Source organism: Paraburkholderia sp. BGA-UO-ETr-F21 (genome assembly GCF_059567925.1).
The window spans coordinates 490,737-508,857 of record NZ_JCAQOY010000037.1; the positions used below are offsets into that span (position 1 = coordinate 490,737).

An 18,121-nucleotide genomic window follows, 5' to 3' on the forward strand; every position below is an offset into this window, starting at 1 on the left:
ATCCGTGAGCGCGCATGCAGCCCCGCATGCAGACCTGCTTGCCGGCTTCGCTCGCGTTGATCGCGGCGCGACACGGTGGCGTAGTCGCACGCAAGCGCGTCTTAGCCGCGCCCGCCGAGGTCGGCGAAACTCACGCTGCGCGCTTCGCACGCGTCGGTAAAGACTGTGTCGTAGCTCGAGAAAAACACCGTGCGCGTTTGCGCGAGAGTCTTGAACAGGTCGACCAGTACGGCGCGTGCGGCGGCGTCGAGTCCGCCGACGGGTTCGTCCGCAAGCAGGACCCGGGTCTCGCCGAGCACGGCTGCGGTCAGGAAAATCTTCTTGCGCGTGCCGAACGACATCTGTTCGAAGCGTTTGTCGAGATGCGGCGTTAGACCGAAGCGGTCCGCAAGCTCCAGAGTAGTGTTGCTCACCGCCGTGTTTCTCGCCGCTGCCACGTTGCGCAAGTACTCGCGGCCGGTTTGATCCGGATAGGTCATGCAGTCTTCGGGCACGTAGGTGAGCACGGATTTCGCTGCAAGCGGTGCGGTGCGCAGCGAATGACCGCCGAGCCACACCTCGCCGGCGTCGGGCTCGATCATACCTGCGAGGATGCCTATGAGTGTCGACTTGCCGCTGCCGGATTCATCGTTTAACGCTACGCATCCGGACGCAATGTCGTCATGCAGCCCCTGAAAGATGAGGCGCTCGCTGTAGCGCTTGCTGAGGTTTTCGAATCGAAGCATGGGTTGGAGCGTGTAATAGGGTGTCTTTTGCAGCTTGGCGTTGCGCAAGTGTAGCAGCGTGAGACCTGGCCGCTGCCGCGTCGTGAGCCACGCCGCGAGGCCGCGCGTCAGTGCGTGGAGGACCGGAGATCTGGAAGAACTGGCGTCATGCCGTAAAGTTGCGTCCTGTCGGGCCGATAAAACAAGCGCTTCATTTTCTTCGCCAGCTTCCCGAATAACTCGACGAAATTATCAACTGCAACTCATGCACACTGCTGCCAGCAATGCGGCCCCACTGTCGCGCGCCGAACTCGGACGTATCGTCACCGCCATCGTGATCGGCAATGGCTTCGTTGCTTACGACTTCACCGTCTATAGCTTTTCGGCCGTTGCGATCGGCAATCTGTTCTTCCCGTCGCACGATCCCGCGTCGTCGCTGTTGCTCTCGCTCGCCACCTTCGGCGCTGGCTTCGTCATGCGCCCGCTCGGCGCGATCATGATCGGCCATATCGCCGACAGCCGGGGCCGCAAAGCCGGCCTCACGGCATCACTCACCTTGATGACGCTCGGCACATGGCTGATTGCATGCCTGCCGGGTTACGCGTCGATCGGGCCGGCAGCGACCGTGCTGATGGTGCTCGCGCGCCTGATGCAAGGGCTTGCGGCAGGTGGCGAGATCGGCCCGGCGTCAGCGTCGCTAATGGAGTCGGCGGGCTACCGGCACCGCTGCTTCATGGTGAGCTGGCGCGGCGCGAGCCAGGGCGCGGCCGCTTTCGCCGCCGCGCTGGTGGGGGCGAGCACCACGGCGCTGCTGTCGCCCGCCGCCATGCAGGCATGGGGCTGGCGCATTCCGTTCGTGCTGGGCGGGTTGATCGGCCCGGTTGGTTGGTACCTGCGGCGCCGCATGCCGGCGGCCGCGCCGCAGGAGCGCACGCGGCTCAGCCCGCGGCGTCTGTTCGCGAAGCACTCGCGCCCGCTCGTCTGCGGCCTGCTGATGATGGCGGCGCCTTCGGTGAGCATTTACGTCACCGTGTTCTACATGCCGGCCTATCTGGTCCGCACATTGCACAGGCCGCCGACTGTCAGCCTTCTCACGGCCTGTCTGTCCGGTGTCGTGATTCTCGTGGTGACGCCGCTGATCGCACTCGCGGCCGACCGGTTTGCGAGCCGCAAGACGCTGCAATACGTATCGCTCGCGGCGTCGCTGGCAGTGGCCTGGCCCGCGTTCTGGGCGCTGACCCACGGCGCGGGCAACCTCGCGTCGCTCGTGATCATCACGGCTTACGTGACGCTCGCGGTGAACAACGCCGGCGCCGCCTCGGTGCTGATGATGGAGGCGTTTCCCGCCCACCGGCGCGCGGCCGGACTGTCGGTGATTTACAGCTTCGGGGTGGTCCTGTCCGGGGGATTTTCGCCGTTCCTGGTGACGTGGCTCATCAACCGGACCGGTGATCCAATGGTGCCGGCGTGGTATCTGATGGGCGCGACCGTGCTCACGCTCATCGCGTTGAAGGCCTTCCCGGAAAAGGCGGTGACGGATGCCAGCGCCTCGCCGCCGGCTGCCTGAGCGCTAGGCCGGGTTGCGCAATTGCTGCAGCTCGAACGCGCGGGCGCGCAGGTCCTGCGGGCTCATGTCGAAGGCGCGTCGAAACGCGCGGGTGAAGTCGGAGGCGCTCTGAAAACCGAGTCCAAAAGCGATCTCCGCCACCTGAAGGTGCGGATAACGGACGAGTTCGTCTGCCGCCTCCCGCAGACGGCGATGGCGGATATACGCGCCAAGACCACCCTCGTGCTCGAACCAGCGATAGATCGTCGCCCGTTTCAATTGCAGTGCCTGGACCACACTGGTCGGTGTGAGGTCGCCCTGATGCAGATTGGCCTCGACATAGCGGCGTATCCGGCCCATTACCGCAGCTTGCAGCGCGGCGCGGCCCGTGCCGCTCAAGTGCGCGTCCTTGCGAAACGCGGCCACCAGTAACTGCGCGCCTGCGTGCAGCGCGCCGATGGCGCCGGCCGCATCGAGCCTTGGAATGCCGCGAGCGAGCGCCGCCATGTGATCGAACACGACACCGGTGAGCGGCGAGCCTTGCTGAACGATGCGGCCATGGATAGCCGCGCCGTCGCGCAATTGCTCATCCACGAGCGCGGCCGGTACGAACAGGCTCAGCACCCGGCATTCCGGGCGTTCCACGCGAAACGGCTGGTTCAGGTCGAACGCGACGATGCCCCGCACCGAACCCGGCGCGCTGCGCTTTTTGTGCATGCCGGTCACATGGCCGACTTCCCCTTCCAGAAAGAGGTGAAACACGTAATCGCGCCGCGAGTCGGTGGACACGCGGGCCACCGAGCGCTCCAGCAGCATCGAATCGGTGCTGCAGTCCGTGAACACCATGCCGCCGGTTGCGTATAAATCGATTTCACCGCGAAATCCCCCGGCAACCTGGGCCTTCGAGGGCGGCGCGTCGACCACATGACCCACACGCTGGCGCCACGCCAGAAACTGTTCGTCGGGCGCCAATCCGCGCGTGCTGAAACGGCTCGTCGAAATGACGGAGCGCGAGTGGGCGGCGGCGGCCGCGGCCAGATGTTGCGGCAGTGAGCGCTGATTCATGAATCGGTTGCTGGGACGAGGCGTGCGGTTTCGGCGAGCAGGCGCAATGCATGGAGACACGGTTCGCCGCCGCCCGAAATTGAGACGGATGGTCAAGCCTAACAAAAAAGCTGCATTAATGTTACGTGATTAGATGCGGAACGTTTTCGCAGACGGCGCGCGGCACGCAGTAATTCACCGCCTCCGTTGCTGGAATCGCATCCGCACGAAGAGAGAGCGCCGATCCGCTATCCGCGAAGCGCGGCGCGAAGGTCACGCTTTGCCAGCAGGCAATTCACGGGATATCGACGATGAGCGGCACGAACAGGCAACCGACCGCGCGGCGTCCGGCCAGTCTGGTGGACAGCCAACTGCAACATCTCGAGAACGTGATGCAGTATGTGACGCGTGGGGACGCGTCCAGCGGGCTGCATTCGCTCGACCATGAGTATTGGGAAAATCGCATTCGCGCGCTGGAAGATACTTACGAGCTGATCGCCGCCCAGCGGCAACGCGTGGCGAAACTGCTGGAAAGACTCTCGCGTGATGCCCGGATTGCGATAAAGCCGCGCACCGCCGCCTGAGCCCTGGCCAAGAACAAAAAGCACGCAGACCGGGGTTGCGCAGAGGAGGACCAGATCGATGCATTTGAGCGTCGGCATTAAAAATCGAAGAACCTGAGAGAAAGCGGCGAGGATGCGAACGGGCCTGCAAAGGCCCGTTCGCACATCCGCCCAGCCTTACCTGGATTGACCATCTGCGGCGCGGCTCCGTGCGGGCAGGTCGACCGTCTCGCTCGTGAGCCGGTGAACGCGTTTCGCCATGCGTGCTAAGCGTTCCACGTGTTCTGAACCAATCCCTCGCGAACAACACCCTTTTCCAGCACCCCCGCTGGTCTCACTTGCTCGCCCAACCTATTCGGTTGCAGCGGAGAGCGGTCCATTCTGCACACCCGCGCTTAATCGCGAATCGAAGCGCGACGATGCGGTCAGACAACGCGAGTCATCGTCGCTCACTCCGGATACCCCTGAAAAAAGGGCGCTACTGTAATTCTGACCGCTTTTAATTAGGGAGCGGTTAATTGTAGGTATGCAGAATACGCAACGAATTTAGCGCTGATAAACTGTGCGCCGGAGCAGCATGCGCCAGCATCGCGCGCATTGACCGTTCCCCACAATCCGGCGGCTCGAATCGCCGGATAGACGGTAGAACTAGGCTTTTTCCGCGATTTGGAAGAAACGGCGGCACCGCATACTTGAGCGTATGCACGCTGTTAAAAGGGACGTATGGTTGGGTGTCCTTTCCTCTGATCACGCACGGTATCGTCCTTAGTCGATTCCCCTCCGCCAACCTCTGCCCATCTGACTTTGACAAGTATCGGGGCTCGTTTTGGGCCCGTTTTTGGAAGTGACTCATGAAGCCGGGAAAGAACTCGCTTGGTAAAAGACGTACACGCACGATCGCCATTTCGGTGTCCGCTGCACTCATTGCGGGGTTGCTCGCATTCGGCGTGTGGCATTACCAGCAGCGCGCGGCGCAAGTCGCGCCGGCGCTGACCGGTGTCGCAAACCAGATGCGCCATGATGCTTCGGCATGGACGCGCGAAGAGAAAGACGCCTCGCAAATGCTGCGCGACATTCGCGACGCCAATGTCGCCGCGGTCGGCGTGAGTCCGAACGCGATTCTGATCTCGAAGCGCGACGGCACGAAATACTTCGTCACCGACCACAACGCGACCTTCTCACACGCGCTTCTACTCGGCGAACCCAAGTCCGACGAGGCCGCCACTTATCAACTCGTCTGGCTTCCCGACGCGGATATTCGCACCGGCGGTTCACGCTGGGCGCAACTTTTCGATCAGACTCGCGACGTCATCAGCTTGCTGCTTCCGCTGTTGTTGATCGGCGGTATGGCGTGGTTCATGCGGCGCGAAATGCGCGGTGGCGCGAGGCTGCTCGACACGGCGCCGGCGCTGCGTTTCGACGACGTGATCGGCGCGGCCGAAGCGAAGACGGCACTCGCGGACATTCGCAGCTATCTGTCCGATCCGAAGCAGTTCACGTCGATGGGCGTGCGCGCGCCGTGCGGCATTCTGATGGTGGGCGGACCGGGCGTCGGCAAGACGCGGCTTGCTCAGGCGCTGGCGGGCGAGTGCGGCGCGAACTTCATCTCGATCACCGGCAGCTATTTCAGTGCGAAGTACTACGGCGTCGGCATCCAGAAGGTCAAGCATCTGTTCGAACTGGCGCGCAAGAATGCGCCCACGGTGATCTTCATCGACGAAGCGGACGGCCTCGCCAAACGCACGGATACGGGCAGCGGTCCTGTCGAAGCCGAGAGCAACCGCATCATCAATCAGTTGCTCGCGGAGATGGATGGTTTCGCTTCGAACGAAGGGGTGATCATCGTCGCGGCGACCAATCACCCCGACAATCTGGACGAGGCGTTGCGCCGGCCGGGCCGCTTCGATCGCACCGTGCAGGTCCGTTTACCCGATCGCGAAGATCGCGCGAAGATTTTCCGCTTCTACGCGCAGAAACTGAAATCGAAATCCGCCGACATCGACTATGACCAGCTGGCGCGCCTGACTACCGGCCTGTCTCCGGCAACGGTCGCGATGGTGGTCAATCAGGCGGGGCTCGTCGCGCGCAAATGCGGCGACACCGAAATTGCCTCGAAGCATTTCATGGAAGCGATCAAGATTGCGCGCATCGGCGACGTGAGCGGCGCCGAGCGCGCGCTGAGCGAAGACGAGCGCACGCGTATAGCCGTGCACGAAGCGGGGCACGGTCTCGTCGCCGCGCTGCTGGGTACGGGCATGCTCGAGGAAGTCACGATTCTGCCGCGCGGCGGCGCGTTGGGCGTCGCGCTCATTACCAAGGCACAGGACAAGCACCTGTATCGCGAGACCGAGATCCGCAATGAAATCCAGGTTTTGCTGGGTGGCCGCAATGCTGAAATTCTCACGTTCTCCGAAGCATCGAGCGGCGCCGCCTCGGATCTGCAGGAAGCGTCGCGCATCAGCCTGGATATGGTGTCGAAATTTGGCTTCAACAGCGACGGCGATCTGTTCAGTCTGGCGGCACTGCCGTCACAATATGCAGGCTTGCAGATGAAGAGTGCGATCGAACACGCGAACGTGCTGCTCAGGGAGTTGAATGAACTGTGCTTCGGGCTGTTGCATGCCTACGAGCCAGTGCTGCGCGCCATTGCGGACGAACTGCTCGAGCAGGAGACCGTTCCCGGAGAAACCGTGTACCGGTTGATCAGGGAACACAAAAACACGCTGAAGATCGTTCACGAACCGGAGGCTGCGTGAACGGTTGACTCGCTGAGCAGCGCGTGACTCATACGGGCGGCGCCATCAATTGGCTCCGCCCGTTGTCGTTGACCGGCCTGCGCTACGCAAAATCCGACGGACCCGGCGGCGGCACGCCTGGAGGCGTATCAGTGTCACCCAACGCTGTGTCCTCGGCTTCCTCGGCAGGCGGAAGTACCTCGCCTTTTTTCGGCAGCGGTTGATCGAGACCCGGTTCGACCGGCGTGGGAATTGCGTCGCCGATCGGTTTGGACACCTCGGTGGGCGGGCCGCCTGGGTCTTCTTCGGCGTGGCGCTCGGGCTCGTGCTCGTTCGGGGAATTAGCCATGTTTGCCACAAGGGCTCTCCGGTTGGTGAGTACTCCACCATGTGCAGCAATACGCGTACCACAGCCAGTTTGAGGTGAGCGAGCCGCTTGCTGTCGGCGCCCTCACGGCCTTGGCAGGCAGGCGAAACGCAAGGCACGGCGGCCTCAGGCCGCATCCGACGCGGCGCGGTCATCCGTCAAGGAACGCTCGACTCGCTCATGACGGGACGGCGAGGCAGGCGGCGTGTGCGCCGATGCCGGTGCGCGCGATGTCTTCAAACGCAGGATCGGCTCTTCGATCAGCCGCCAGGACAGAACGGCCAAGGCGAGCGAGATTGCAAACGATCCAGCGATGCCTGCAACATGCGCCCACAAGGGCACCGTGCCGCCGAAGAGCGCCTCGGCGTGATGGTTGCGAGTCAGGTCGGGGATCAGGTTGTGATAGAGGTAGAAGCCGTAGCTGATTCTCCCGAAGCTCACCAGCCAGTTCGCTTCGAGCAGGCCGATAACGACCGCATTGCGGCAGCACGCAATCGAACACACCAGCGCCGCGATGCACAGGCCGTACGCGGCGCTGATCAGGGTGAACAGCACGGGGTTGCCCACCTGGTTCCAGCTCGGCTCGCTCGCGCAGAAAGCCACTAGCCCCAAGCTCAATGCGAAGAGCGTCGCGCCGTGCCCGAGCCATGCCCGCAGCCGGCTTTCTTTTCGCGCGATCATCAGGCCGCCGATCCCACCCAGGGCCAGAAGCCAGAAGTTCGTCAGTGGGTGCGTATAGATGGTAATGTCCTGCCAATGTGCCGCGCGCATCGCCACGAGCGAAACGAGCCCGGCCGCGACGATCACGAGGCACGCCGCGAGATGCCGTCTAACGGCAAGCAGCAGCAATAGCGGTGCGAATACGAGGTAAAACTGCTCCTCGATCGCGAGGCTCCACAAATGCGAGTAGCGTCCCGGCCAATAGTGCAGCACGGAGCCGATCCAGATGTTCGACAGATAAGCGAAATGAAACGGCATGCCGCTCGCGAGTTCGGGACTCGCCATGCCGAACGCCATCAGGGCGCACATCACCAGCAGCATCAGGTAATAAATCGGAAAAATGCGCAGGGTCCGGCGAAATAGAAAGCGCTTCAATTCAGCGCCGAATCGACTAACGCCGGTTTCAATGCGCGTGCGTTGCGCGGACAGAATGCCGATGATCAGAAATCCGCTCAGCGCGAAAAAGATCCATACGCCGAGATGGCCGATTTCGCCGATATCGCCGAACAGTCGGTGTTGAAAAAAGACCATCAGGACCGCGATCGCACGCAGTCCGTCGAAGCCGGCAATTCTAGTGTTCATGTGGTCGTCTTCCAGTGCGAAGGTGGCGCGCGTGGCGCGGCCGTTCTGGGCGGTAATGGAAGGACCGGAGCGCTCCACCGACGCTAAGGTCGGCCGCGGCGAAGAGAAGGCGTCGCAATGACGCGCAACGCGCCTGCCGATCGCGGATCGGCTGAGCGCGTGTCCGGTCCACATGAGTGGCCGCCGTCGAATGGTGGCATCGCTCAAAGCGCGCGATGTCCGACGGGCGTGCATGAAACCATCCTACGATGAAAAAAAGCGAAAAAAATCGCGCATCGCATTCAGCGATTTATTTTCTGCTTCCATTACCGATCGCATTCGCGCCCAGCGATTTAAAACCGCAAATCTTGCCGCAAACCGAATACTTGACGACTCAGTATTACCGCATGCCGACAGCCGAATTTCAGATTGCCGCTATGCGATTCGAAATTAAAGGCGTCTTGTCAGCGCGCGCCGATCTACTCTGCGGCGCCGGCAGGAACGTTTTATTGTCATGGTGTTCCTACGAAAAACGGCGTACCGCCTGCGTGCGCCCATCTTGCGAGAACCTGAATGGAAACCCGTCGCGGCCACTCCGGAGGAAGCCCTCCCGGGGGACGTTCGATCGAAGTGGATTTCTTCCGCGGCGTCGTGCTGATCGTCATCGTGTTGGACCACATTCCTGGCAGCACACTCTCTCATCTGATGCTGCACGCTTATGCGCTGTGCGATTCGGCGGAAGTGTTCGTGTTTCTCGGCGGCTATGCGTCGGCGGCAGCTTATACGGCCGTGCTCGCGGGCCGCGGCGAGAGCGCGGCGAAGATGCGCTTTGTGCGGCGCTGCTGGGAAATCTACCGCGCCTATCTGTTGACGGCTGTGCTGACGCTGCTGTCCGGTGCCGTGCTCGCGACGCTGAACCTGAACCGTCCCATGGTCGACCTCACCGGCTGGGCGCCTTTCGCGCTCCAGCCGCTGCGCGAGGCGCTCGATATCATGCTGCTGCGGCGCCAGCCTTATCTGTCGAGCGTGCTGCCCATGTATGTGATCTTTGCGATATGTGTGCCGTTCGCGGTGCCGCTGGCCCGCCGTTCGTCGCTCATGGCGCTGGGCTTGAGCGTGGCGATCTGGGCGCTCGCGCGGCCGCTGGCCGCGTTATTCAGCATTGACGACGTGGCCGACTGGGCTTTTAATCCGTTTGCGTGGCAACTGATGTTCGTGCTCGGGATTCTTTGCCGGGTGCAGCCCGTCAGCGAGCGCTTTCATGCGACCCGCACCGCCCGTTGGTGCACGCGGGGCGCGGTGGTGGCGGCGCTGACATTCGCTATCGTCAAACTCTTCGTGCTGACGCAACCTTTGCCCGGCACGTTTAAACAGAATCTTTCTCCTGATCGCGTGATCAACTTTATCGTCATTGCCTGGCTCGCCGCGCAGTTCGTGCGCATGGGCAGCATCGCGTGGCTCGCCCGGCGGCTGCCCGCCGTGGTCACGGTCGGCCGCACGGGGCTGGTGTGTTTCGTTGCGGGCACACTGGTGTCCCTGATCGTCGATACGGCCACGCCGCATACATTCCATGGCTTTCGCGGCGTGCTGATCGGATTGGGCGGCGATCTCGTCGCCATCGGCGCCGTGCTGATGATCGCGCGCGGCTGGAGCGGCTGGAAAGGGCAGCAGGCTCGCGCGGCCGCCAACGGCGCGGGTTGCGGATGAGGTCGCGCTGGGCCTCTGTGCGTGTCACGCGCGATTGGCGCGCGGCGATTCAGATTGTCGGCGCGCTGCTGGGGCTCGCCGCTCACGAGGCGTGTGCCGCGCCGAAGGAAGCGCCGCTCGCCATGCGCTGCGCGGAATTCGCGGGCGCGGTTCTGCCACCCGAACTCATTGCGATGCCGAGCGCGGGTGTGCAGATCGAAAGCGCGGCGATGGTCAGCGCCACCGCGCCGGGCAATCAGCAGGGCGGCGAGTATTGCCGTATCACCGGCCGTATCAAGGGTGTCAAAGCCACCACCCCCGACATCCGTTTCGATCTGAATCTTCCGCGCCGCTGGAATGGCCGCGCGCTGCAGATCGGAGGCGGCGGTTATAACGGCGTCGTGGTGAGCGGCACCGGCGTGATGCCGTTTTCGCCGAACCGCGCGCCGCTCGCGCAAGGCTACGCAACCTTCGGCGACGACTCCGGACATGTGGGCGATTCGTCGGTTGCGGTGTTTGGCCTCGTCGATGAGGCCGTTACGAACTTCGGCTTTGCGCATCTGAAGAAGACGCACGATGCCGCGCTTGCGCTGATTGCACGCGCTTATGGCCGGCCGCCGCAACGGATGTATTTCGCCGGCGGCTCGACCGGCGGCCGCGAAGGCTACACCGTGATGCAGCGCTTTCCCGACGATTACGACGGCGTGATCGCCAATTCGCCCGCGCTCAATTTTTCCGGCGTGCGTCTGCTCGGCGTGAAACTCGGCCAGGCGGAATACAGCACGCCGGGCGGCTTCATTCCACCGTTGCTGCTCGAACACGTCTATCAACGCTCGCTCGCCGCGTGTGACGCACTCGACGGCGCGGCGGACGGGATTGTCAGCGACGTTGCCGCATGCCGGGAGCGCGAAGCGCAAATCATCGACTCGCTGCGCTGCGCCGGGCGTGCGCCGTCGCACGATGACTGCCTCACCGACACGCAACTTTCCACCTTGCTCGTCATGCGCGACGGGCTGTCGTTGCCCTACCGTCTGGCTTGGGACGTGAACGGCTATAGCGGCTACAACATTTTTCAGGGCACGCATCTGAGCGGACTGCTCGGCCTTGCGCATCAGCCGGAGCGCTTGCCGGTGCCGACATTCTTTGCCAACGGCTACCTGTTCGCGCAGGGCGACGGCTATATCCGCTATTTCGTCGCGCGCGATGCCGGCTTCGACTCGCTCAGGTTCGACCCGCAACATCCTGGCAAATACCGCGCGCAACTGGTCGCGTTGTCGCAGACGATCGGCGCGATGAATCCCGACCTCTCGCGCTATATTGCTCGCGGCGGCAAGCTCATTACGCTGCAAGGCCTCGCCGACGAAGTCATCAGCCCGAATCAGACCATTCGCTACTATGACACCCTGGTCGATCGTTTCGGCATCGACCAGGTCAACAATTTTATGCGCTTGTACATGGTGCCAGGATTCCAGCACGGCAGCGGCGTATTCATTCCTTCCGTCGATCTGCTGGGCGCGCTCGATAACTGGGTGACGCGCGGGGCATCACCTGAAACGCTGACGGCAACCGATATCGCGGCGGCGACCAATGGACGCTCGCGTCCGCTGTGCCGCTATCCGCTGTTTCCGCGTTATGTCGGCAAGGGCAATGTGAATCTGGCCAGCAGTTTCGTATGTGTCGAGCCGTGAGCGGATGTCTTGCAAAAAACGCCGCGGAAATTGAAAGGCCGGGGAGCGTGCGCAGCGAGCCCGCTGCATGAGCGGGTGATTCCGCTTTCGCAAAGAGAAGGGCGGCGGCGCCTCGCATCGGCGCCGCCGCCCCACATCGAACTCAGCAACTCAATGCATACACGGGCCGTAACGTATTACTGGCCGTTTTGCATCGTGCCGCCCGCCCCATTGTTCATGCCATTGCCGGTACCGCTCCGGGTGCCGTTGCTCATACCGTTGTTCATGCCTTTGTTCATGCCGCTATTGGAACGGTTCATCGACGGGCTATTCGGTGACGCGCCAGTACCCGTGCCCATCCCGCCGCCGGTGCCCGTCACGCCAGGCGTGCCGTAGCCCGAATCGCTCGGGCTCTTCATCGATCCATTGCCGACACCGGGCGTTGCGGTCCCGCCCGCGCCACCCGCAGTGCCGCCGCCGGCACCTACGCCGGTGCCTCCACCGCCCGTACCGCCGGCTCCGCCCGCCTGTGCGTAAGCTCCGCCAGACAATGCCATTACGAGCGCCGAAGCAAAAACCATCTTGGTAACGTGTTTCATGTTGACCTCCATAAAGTCAGTTTGATGTCACGCAAGCGCTTGTCGCTCACATGCATGGACTGCCGCAAGCGGTGTGCCTCGCTCGAGGGAGCTCGCTTTAGCGCGAACGGCACGGCAGCATGCAGAAATTCGAGCATGGGCCGTTCCCGGATCGATGCCCCGAATGATGAAAAGGTAGGTATCCAAAGCAATGGGAATAGTTACCTTGAATCGCGCGGCGAGGGCGCTGTGTCCAGTAAAAGCGGCCGATGCTTGCGCCTTCGGCGGAGGTTGACGGCGAACGGCAATCGCAGGATTGTGAAGGCAGATGACGCGTGTTAGAGTCCGAGGCGCCTGATCGGCAGCACCACAACCACCAGTAAAAACGCGGGCCGGCAAATCACGCTGTCCGCGCAAAAACGATTAAGGACGCCGCATGGAAACGCCAGGTGCAACGCCTCTCGTCCCGCCAGGTCAGGACGACGAGCAGAACACGCTGCGCGACAACGGTGCCGGCATCGTCGCGGCTACCGTCTCGCCTGTCTCCAGCGAGCGGCCGGCGCTGCGTCTGCTGCTGGTGGACGACAGCGTGGACGCCGCCACGGCGATGTCGATGCTGTTCGAGGTGGACGGCTACGACGTGCGGGTCGCGCACGAGGCCAATCATGCGCTCGAGCTTGCGGCGCAGTTCGAACCCGAGATCGTGCTGCTCGATCTCGGCCTGCCCGGCATGGACGGGCTTCAGCTCGCCGAGGAGATGCGCAAGCGCGCGTCCACCGCCAATGCGCTGCTGATCGCCGTGACGGGCTATGGGCAGGCGGCCGACCGCCAGCGTTCGCGTGAGGCGGGCTTCGACCACCATCTGGTCAAGCCGGTGTCGTGCGAAGAAATTCAGCGTGTGATTACCAGCCGCTTCCCCGGCGGACAGCGCTAGGCGCACATCCTTCCCCGTCTCGACCCTACGTATTTCCGGTGCGGCGCTGCACTGCGCTGCACGCTTTCGCACTTTCCATTACATTGCGGGTGCGGTGGCGCTTTAACACCGCTCCCTCTAATTAAACAACGGTGTCTGCCATCGTCGATTCCATGCAGCCAATCGTCTCGGTCACGAACCTGTCGAAAACCTATGCGACCGGTTTTCATGCGCTTAAAAACATCAATCTCGCGATCAACCGCGGGGAAATCTTCGCTTTGCTCGGCCCGAACGGTGCCGGCAAAACAACCCTGATCAGCATCATCTGCGGGATCGTCAACGCGAGCGTTGGCAGCGTGACGGTGGACGGCCGCGATATCGCGACCGACTATCGGGGCGCGCGCTCGCTGATCGGCCTCGTGCCGCAGGAGCTGACCACCGACTCCTTCGAAACCGTCTGGGCGACCGTCTCGTTCAGCCGTGGACTGTTCGGCAAGCCGAAAAACCCGGCGTACATCGAAAAGGTGTTGCGCGACCTGTCGTTGTGGGAAAAGCGCGATAGCAAGATCATCACGCTCTCGGGCGGCATGAAACGCCGGGTGCTGATCGCCAAGGCGCTTTCGCACGAGCCGCGCGTGCTGTTCCTCGACGAACCGACTGCCGGCGTGGACGTGGAGTTGCGCCGCGACATGTGGAAGCTGGTGCGCTCGCTCGCGGCGAGCGGCGTGACGATCATTCTGACCACCCACTATATCGACGAGGCCGAGGAAATGGCCGACCGCATTGGCGTGATCAGCGGCGGCGAAATCATGCTGGTCGAAGAGAAAACGGAGTTGATGCGCAAACTCGGCAAAAAGCAGTTGACGCTGCAACTGGAGAGCCCGCTCGCGCAAGTGCCGGACTCGCTCGCCGGCTATGGGCTCGACGTCGCGAAGGGCGGCAACGAGCTGATCTACACATATGAGGGCGAGGGCGGGCGCACCGACATCATCGCGCTGCTCAAGGCGCTGGACGACGCCGGCATTCGCTTCAAGGACCTGCACACCACGCAAAGTTCGCTCGAAGACATTTTCGTCAGTCTGCTCCGAGGTGACCAATGAATCTCTACGCCATTCGCGCGATCTACAAGTTCGAGATGGCGCGCACCTGGCGCACGCTGATGCAGAGCATCATCGCGCCGGTGATTTCGACTTCGCTTTATTTTGTCGTGTTCGGCGCGGCGATCGGCTCGCGCATCAAGGAAGTGGACGGGATCAGTTACGGCGCGTTCATCGTGCCGGGTTTGATCATGCTGTCGCTGCTGTCGCAAAGCATTTCGAATGCTTCGTTCGGAATTTACTTTCCGCGCTTTACCGGCACGATCTACGAATTGTTGTCGGCGCCGGTGTCGTATCTGGAAATCGTGGTGAGCTACGTGGGTGCGGCGGCCACCAAATCGATTCTGCTCGGGCTGATCATTCTCGCTACAGCCGGGCTGTTCGTGCCGCTACAGGTGCAGCATCCGTTCTGGATGATCCTGTTTCTCGTGCTTACGGCGGTTACGTTCAGTCTGCTCGGTTTTATCATCGGCATCTGGGCGGATAGCTTCGAGAAGCTGCAACTCGTGCCGCTCCTGATCATCACGCCGCTCACTTTTCTCGGCGGGAGCTTCTACGCGGTCAATATGCTGCCGCCGTTCTGGAAGGTCGTGACGCTGTTCAATCCGATCGTCTATCTGGTGAGCGGATTCCGCTGGAGCTTCTATGGTCTCGCCGACGTGAATGTCGAAGTGAGTCTCGCCATGACCGCGTTGTTTCTGGCGGTGTTTCTGCTGATCGTTGCGTGGATCTTCAAGACGGGATATCGGCTCAAGAGCTAGCAGGGCGCACGCGAGCCGGCACCCCTGCGGGCATGCCGGCCACGGCGCGCTTTTCCTGCCTGCCTTCTACGTCACATAACCCTGCGCGACATTGATCAACTGCACGCGGTTGCGCACGTTGAACAACTGCCGCAGACGGCGCAGGTGGTAATCGACGTTATGCGGCGACAGCCCGAGGAAATAGGCGATCTCCTTGTCCCGCTGACCCTGCACGACCGCCCGCAGCACCGCATGCTGCAATTCGCTCAGCGTGACGCGCTGCTGCTGCGCGGGCGCGATGCCGATCACACTTTTCGCGTGCGTCCAGATGAATTCGTGGATCGTGTGCGCGAACATCAACGTTTCGGCCACGATCGATTCGGTCATCCAGCGCGGATTGCCGATCTCCGAGTTGAAGCACAAGCTCGCGCTCAGCTCCGGCTCGGGCAGCGGCATCTGCGTGAGAATCCCGCTTTTGCGCCCGCTCGCCTCCAGCAGGTCGATCAGCCCGCCGAGCCGTTCGCTGCGCATTTGCGCACGCGGCAGATCGGCGCGCATGTCCGCCGTATTCCAGAGAAACGGCAGGCCGGTCGGCGAGGCGAGTGCGACGCGCGGGTCGAGTTCGAAATAACGCTCGCGGAAGTAGCGCGTGAGCCAACTCTGCGACTCGTAGCTGGTCAGCACGAACATCGTCTTGTGATGCGCCGACGTGCGCGTGGCCGAATAGCTGAACGAGTCGAAGCCGAGTTGCCTGATGCGCTGCCGCACGAACTCGATGCGGTCCTGCGCGCTGCCAAAGCGCACCAGCGGACTGATGACCGGCGCGGCGCGGCGGGCGGCGGGTGAGGGCGTGCCGATTTCCTCCTCGGTGAAGAGCGTGAGAAAGCCTGTGGGCGCGATGCCTGTTGCGGTGCGGTTAGGTGCCCTGGATGCTTCAGCCGCGTGGGCTGATTTCTCGGATTGCCGCGTGCCGGCCGGGTAGGCCGGTTGTGCGGCAACCGCCGAGTTGTAAGCTGCCGGCGCGTGCCCGGCTTCACCTTGCGGCGAGCCGGTCAGCCAGTGCGGCAGCGTATCGCATTCGTGTTCCATTAAACGGTAGCTCCGGCGTTCGAAACGCGTGAAAGACGACAACCTGAATGATTAGCTATTTCCAAAAATTACGGTAGCCGGTTCCTTGCTATCATTTTTGAGTTCTTGCTCTGATAGCGGACTGGCAACACGGGTATGGCAGGGTTCACTCTTCATATGCACCTCCCTGGGAATGGACGTGATGGCACGAATTCCAAAGCTGACTACGACGCTTGCCTACGATCGCTACATGGCGGGCGAGAAACTGGTCTCGAGCGTGGATCGCCCGTGGCGCCACCTCGTGCTGCGCTCGTATCTCGAACCGGCCGAGCAGGAACTGCTGGAAGCGCCCGGCTTGCAAGACCTCACGCTGATGACACTCGCGAGCGGCGCCGAGCACCTCGAGCGCAACCTGAACGGGCGCTGGGAGAGCGCCGATCTGCGGGTGGGCGACGTCTGGTTCGTGCCGCCCGCGCCGATCTCGTGGCGCTGGCGCTCGATCAGCGATGAGCCGCTGTCGACCGTCCATTTGCACATCGAGCGCAGCCTGATCGACAGCGTCGCCGATCAGATGGAGCTTGGCGGCTCCCGCGAGCTGTCGCTCGGCGACGCGATGCAGTTTCGTGATCCGCTGGTTGCCGCGATGCTTGCCGCATTGCATCGCGCCGCGGCGGATCCGGCCGACTCGCGTCTGTATGTCGATGCGCTGGTCCACGCGCTTGCCGCGCACCTGTTGCAGCATTATTCACGCGGCCGCTCAACGTTGTCTGGATCGCAGACCGGATTGCCGGCGCACCCGGAACGCCTCGTGCCGCGCCGGATTCGCCGTGTGACCGACTACATCCGCGCCAATCTGGCCGGGGATCTGTCGATCAGCGAACTGGCTGCCCAGGCGGGATTAAGCAGCTTTCATTTTGCGCGCGTGTTTCGCCGCGAGACCGGCGAGGCGCCGCATCAGTTCGTATCGCGACTGCGGCTCGAAGAGGCGGCGCGGCTGTTGCGTGCGACCGATCACACCGTGCTGCAGATTGCGATTGCGGTTGGTTTCGAGAATGCCAGTCATTTCTCCGTGCAGTTCAAGCGTGACTACGGCGTGACGCCGCTCGCTTACCGGCTGCGTGACTGAAGTACGGATTGCGCGACCGGAAGTGGCCGGCTGGTCAGCAGGCAGTGGCGAGACGGCGGCAGAGGGTTCAAGCTAGCCGGACGAGGGTTCGCTAAGCGTCGCCGCTTTCGCCGCCAGACGCGCTGCCGTACTGTCTGTCGTACTGTCACCGAAGTCGAACCGACTTGGATCGCTGCGAGGGACAATGCGACGGGCCGCCTTGGGGGAATCACGCACCTTGCGCAGTGTGCTGCGCATTGCGCGGCTTGCAAACTACGAACTTTCGTGGCGGACTTGCGGTTCGACCTGGCACGGCTATGCCGTCAAGGCGCGGCGGCCACGAATTGAACAAGCTCGTCGCACTGGTCCAACTGGCCTGACCGGCAAAATGTCAACTGTATCTGTCGAAGCCTTGCACCGGACGACAGAATGGTGCGCCTGCGGCCTGGCCTGTGCCTCGCGTCTGACCGACCATTCCATTCAACCCGTCACACTGGACAACTGGCGATGACCCGACTCCGAATCACCTCCTGCGGCCATGTCTTTACCGCTGAAACCCATCCGGACGCGCCGCATACCGTGGCCGCCTTCCTGAAGCTTCTGCCGTACCGCCAGAAGATCATCCACGTGCGCTGGAGCGGCGAAGGCTGCTGGGTGCCGCTCGGCGACTTCAAGCTCGAGAACGACGGCGTGGCGGTCGGCTTCGAGAATCACACGAGCCATCCGTCGGTCGGCGACATTCTGTTCTACCCCGGCGGCTACAGCGAGACCGAGATCATTCTCGCGTACGGGTCGTGCTGCTTCGCGAGCAAGATGGGCCAGCTCGCGGGCAATCACTTCCTGACCATTGTCGAAGGCAAGGAAAAACTGCGCGAGCTCGGCACCAAGGTGTTGTGGGAAGGCGCGCAGGACGTACTGTTCGAAAAGATCTGACGCGGCGGTGCGGTGTCCCGCAAGGCGACTTGCGTTGGGGCACTAGTGCAGACGCGTCCTAACCCTGGTTAATTTTTGTTCCGTAAATCGCGCA

17 protein-coding genes are annotated in these 18,121 nt (G+C 62.6%); 11 read left to right on the plus strand and 6 right to left on the minus strand.

The annotated features are described in order from the left end of the window. Positions 1-101: 101 nt before the first annotated feature. Complete coding sequence (locus AC57B1_RS25870) at positions 102-725, minus strand: ABC transporter ATP-binding protein (RefSeq protein ID WP_496419088.1); 624 nt, start codon at positions 723-725, stop codon at positions 102-104. 244 nt (positions 726-969) lie between these two features. Here AC57B1_RS25870 and AC57B1_RS25875 point away from each other — a divergent pair, with 244 nt between their 5' ends. Continuing rightward, complete coding sequence (locus AC57B1_RS25875) at positions 970-2,271, plus strand: MFS transporter (RefSeq protein WP_496419089.1); 1,302 nt, start codon at positions 970-972, stop codon at positions 2,269-2,271. Positions 2,272-2,274: 3 nt separating this feature from the next. Here AC57B1_RS25875 and AC57B1_RS25880 read toward each other — a convergent pair whose 3' ends face one another. Further along, positions 2,275-3,315: a helix-turn-helix transcriptional regulator gene (locus AC57B1_RS25880; protein ID WP_408355170.1), complete on the minus strand. Its 1,041-nt coding sequence runs from the start codon at positions 3,313-3,315 to the stop codon at positions 2,275-2,277. Between the two features lie 338 nt (positions 3,316-3,653). Between AC57B1_RS25880 and AC57B1_RS25885 the strand changes: the two genes are divergently transcribed. Both AC57B1_RS25885 and AC57B1_RS25890 read left to right on the plus strand, forming a co-directional pair. Beyond that, the gene (locus tag AC57B1_RS25885) at positions 3,654-3,878 is read left to right on the plus strand and encodes a hypothetical protein (RefSeq protein WP_496419090.1); all 225 of its coding nucleotides are present in this window, start codon (positions 3,654-3,656) and stop codon (positions 3,876-3,878) included. 830 nt (positions 3,879-4,708) lie between these two features. Then, positions 4,709-6,613, plus strand: coding sequence for an AAA family ATPase (locus AC57B1_RS25890; RefSeq protein ID WP_496419091.1), 1,905 nt, complete (start codon positions 4,709-4,711; stop codon positions 6,611-6,613). Positions 6,614-6,695: 82 nt separating this feature from the next. Here the strand turns inward: AC57B1_RS25890 and AC57B1_RS25895 are convergent, their stop codons facing one another. Further along, positions 6,696-6,950 (minus strand): hypothetical protein, encoded by a 255-nt coding sequence (locus AC57B1_RS25895; RefSeq protein WP_408355164.1) that lies wholly within the window; start codon positions 6,948-6,950, stop codon positions 6,696-6,698. Positions 6,951-7,085: 135 nt separating this feature from the next. After that, on the minus strand, positions 7,086-8,261 hold the full coding sequence (locus AC57B1_RS25900; RefSeq protein WP_496419092.1) for an acyltransferase family protein: 1,176 nt from the start codon (positions 8,259-8,261) through the stop codon (positions 7,086-7,088). 232 nt (positions 8,262-8,493) lie between these two features. Between AC57B1_RS25900 and AC57B1_RS25905 the strand changes: the two genes are divergently transcribed. The 3 genes from AC57B1_RS25905 (at position 8,494) to AC57B1_RS25915 (ending at position 11,614) form a co-directional block, all read left to right on the plus strand. After that, positions 8,494-8,694: a hypothetical protein gene (locus tag AC57B1_RS25905; RefSeq protein WP_496419093.1), complete on the plus strand. Its 201-nt coding sequence runs from the start codon at positions 8,494-8,496 to the stop codon at positions 8,692-8,694. Between the two features lie 119 nt (positions 8,695-8,813). Then, the gene (locus AC57B1_RS25910) at positions 8,814-9,947 is read left to right on the plus strand and encodes an OpgC domain-containing protein (RefSeq protein WP_408355155.1); all 1,134 of its coding nucleotides are present in this window, start codon (positions 8,814-8,816) and stop codon (positions 9,945-9,947) included. Then, positions 9,944-11,614, plus strand: coding sequence for a tannase/feruloyl esterase family alpha/beta hydrolase (locus AC57B1_RS25915; protein WP_408355152.1), 1,671 nt, complete (start codon positions 9,944-9,946; stop codon positions 11,612-11,614). Before AC57B1_RS25910 ends, AC57B1_RS25915 begins: the two co-directional genes overlap by 4 nt. Positions 11,615-11,790: 176 nt before the next feature. On the opposite strand, the gene AC57B1_RS25920 is transcribed toward AC57B1_RS25915, so the two are convergent. Beyond that, positions 11,791-12,192 (minus strand): hypothetical protein, encoded by a 402-nt coding sequence (locus tag AC57B1_RS25920; protein ID WP_408347860.1) that lies wholly within the window; start codon positions 12,190-12,192, stop codon positions 11,791-11,793. Between the two features lie 415 nt (positions 12,193-12,607). Between AC57B1_RS25920 and AC57B1_RS25925 the strand changes: the two genes are divergently transcribed. From AC57B1_RS25925 to AC57B1_RS25935, 3 genes are all read left to right on the plus strand, one after another. Further along, positions 12,608-13,105, plus strand: a complete 498-nt coding sequence (locus AC57B1_RS25925) for a response regulator (RefSeq protein WP_408347863.1) — start codon at positions 12,608-12,610, stop codon at positions 13,103-13,105. Between the two features lie 152 nt (positions 13,106-13,257). Beyond that, positions 13,258-14,184 carry an ABC transporter ATP-binding protein gene (locus tag AC57B1_RS25930; protein ID WP_091802997.1) on the plus strand — a complete coding sequence of 309 codons (927 nt, stop codon included), beginning with the start codon at positions 13,258-13,260 and terminating at the stop codon, positions 14,182-14,184. After that, a complete protein-coding gene (locus AC57B1_RS25935) occupies positions 14,181-14,942 on the plus strand; it encodes an ABC transporter permease (protein ID WP_091802995.1) in 762 nt (253 codons plus the stop codon). Before AC57B1_RS25930 ends, AC57B1_RS25935 begins: the two co-directional genes overlap by 4 nt. 66 nt (positions 14,943-15,008) lie before the next feature. Here AC57B1_RS25935 and AC57B1_RS25940 read toward each other — a convergent pair whose 3' ends face one another. Continuing rightward, positions 15,009-16,010, minus strand: a complete 1,002-nt coding sequence (locus tag AC57B1_RS25940; protein ID WP_408347869.1) for a helix-turn-helix transcriptional regulator — start codon at positions 16,008-16,010, stop codon at positions 15,009-15,011. A 181-nt stretch (positions 16,011-16,191) separates the two neighbouring features. Here AC57B1_RS25940 and AC57B1_RS25945 point away from each other — a divergent pair, with 181 nt between their 5' ends. After that, positions 16,192-17,115, plus strand: a complete 924-nt coding sequence (locus AC57B1_RS25945) for a helix-turn-helix domain-containing protein (RefSeq protein ID WP_496419094.1) — start codon at positions 16,192-16,194, stop codon at positions 17,113-17,115. Between the two features lie 486 nt (positions 17,116-17,601). Further along, positions 17,602-18,027: a DUF3830 family protein gene (locus AC57B1_RS25950; protein ID WP_408299536.1), complete on the plus strand. Its 426-nt coding sequence runs from the start codon at positions 17,602-17,604 to the stop codon at positions 18,025-18,027. The last annotated feature ends 94 nt before the right edge of the window (positions 18,028-18,121 follow it).

Coding starts and splice junctions, on each gene's coding strand:
- AC57B1_RS25870 (WP_496419088.1), bottom strand. CDS start 725: ATGCTTCGATTCGAAAACCTCAGCAAGCGCTACAGCGAGCGCCTCATC.
- AC57B1_RS25875 (WP_496419089.1), top strand. CDS start 970: ATGCACACTGCTGCCAGCAATGCGGCCCCACTGTCGCGCGCCGAACTC.
- AC57B1_RS25880 (WP_408355170.1), bottom strand. CDS start 3,315: ATGAATCAGCGCTCACTGCCGCAACATCTGGCCGCGGCCGCCGCCGCC.
- AC57B1_RS25890 (WP_496419091.1), top strand. CDS start 4,709: ATGAAGCCGGGAAAGAACTCGCTTGGTAAAAGACGTACACGCACGATC.
- AC57B1_RS25900 (WP_496419092.1), bottom strand. CDS start 8,261: ATGAACACTAGAATTGCCGGCTTCGACGGACTGCGTGCGATCGCGGTC.
- AC57B1_RS25905 (WP_496419093.1), top strand. CDS start 8,494: ATGAAACCATCCTACGATGAAAAAAAGCGAAAAAAATCGCGCATCGCA.
- AC57B1_RS25910 (WP_408355155.1), top strand. CDS start 8,814: ATGGAAACCCGTCGCGGCCACTCCGGAGGAAGCCCTCCCGGGGGACGT.
- AC57B1_RS25915 (WP_408355152.1), top strand. CDS start 9,944: ATGAGGTCGCGCTGGGCCTCTGTGCGTGTCACGCGCGATTGGCGCGCG.
- AC57B1_RS25920 (WP_408347860.1), bottom strand. CDS start 12,192: ATGAAACACGTTACCAAGATGGTTTTTGCTTCGGCGCTCGTAATGGCA.
- AC57B1_RS25925 (WP_408347863.1), top strand. CDS start 12,608: ATGGAAACGCCAGGTGCAACGCCTCTCGTCCCGCCAGGTCAGGACGAC.
- AC57B1_RS25930 (WP_091802997.1), top strand. CDS start 13,258: ATGCAGCCAATCGTCTCGGTCACGAACCTGTCGAAAACCTATGCGACC.
- AC57B1_RS25935 (WP_091802995.1), top strand. CDS start 14,181: ATGAATCTCTACGCCATTCGCGCGATCTACAAGTTCGAGATGGCGCGC.
- AC57B1_RS25940 (WP_408347869.1), bottom strand. CDS start 16,010: ATGGAACACGAATGCGATACGCTGCCGCACTGGCTGACCGGCTCGCCG.
- AC57B1_RS25945 (WP_496419094.1), top strand. CDS start 16,192: ATGGCACGAATTCCAAAGCTGACTACGACGCTTGCCTACGATCGCTAC.
- AC57B1_RS25950 (WP_408299536.1), top strand. CDS start 17,602: ATGACCCGACTCCGAATCACCTCCTGCGGCCATGTCTTTACCGCTGAA.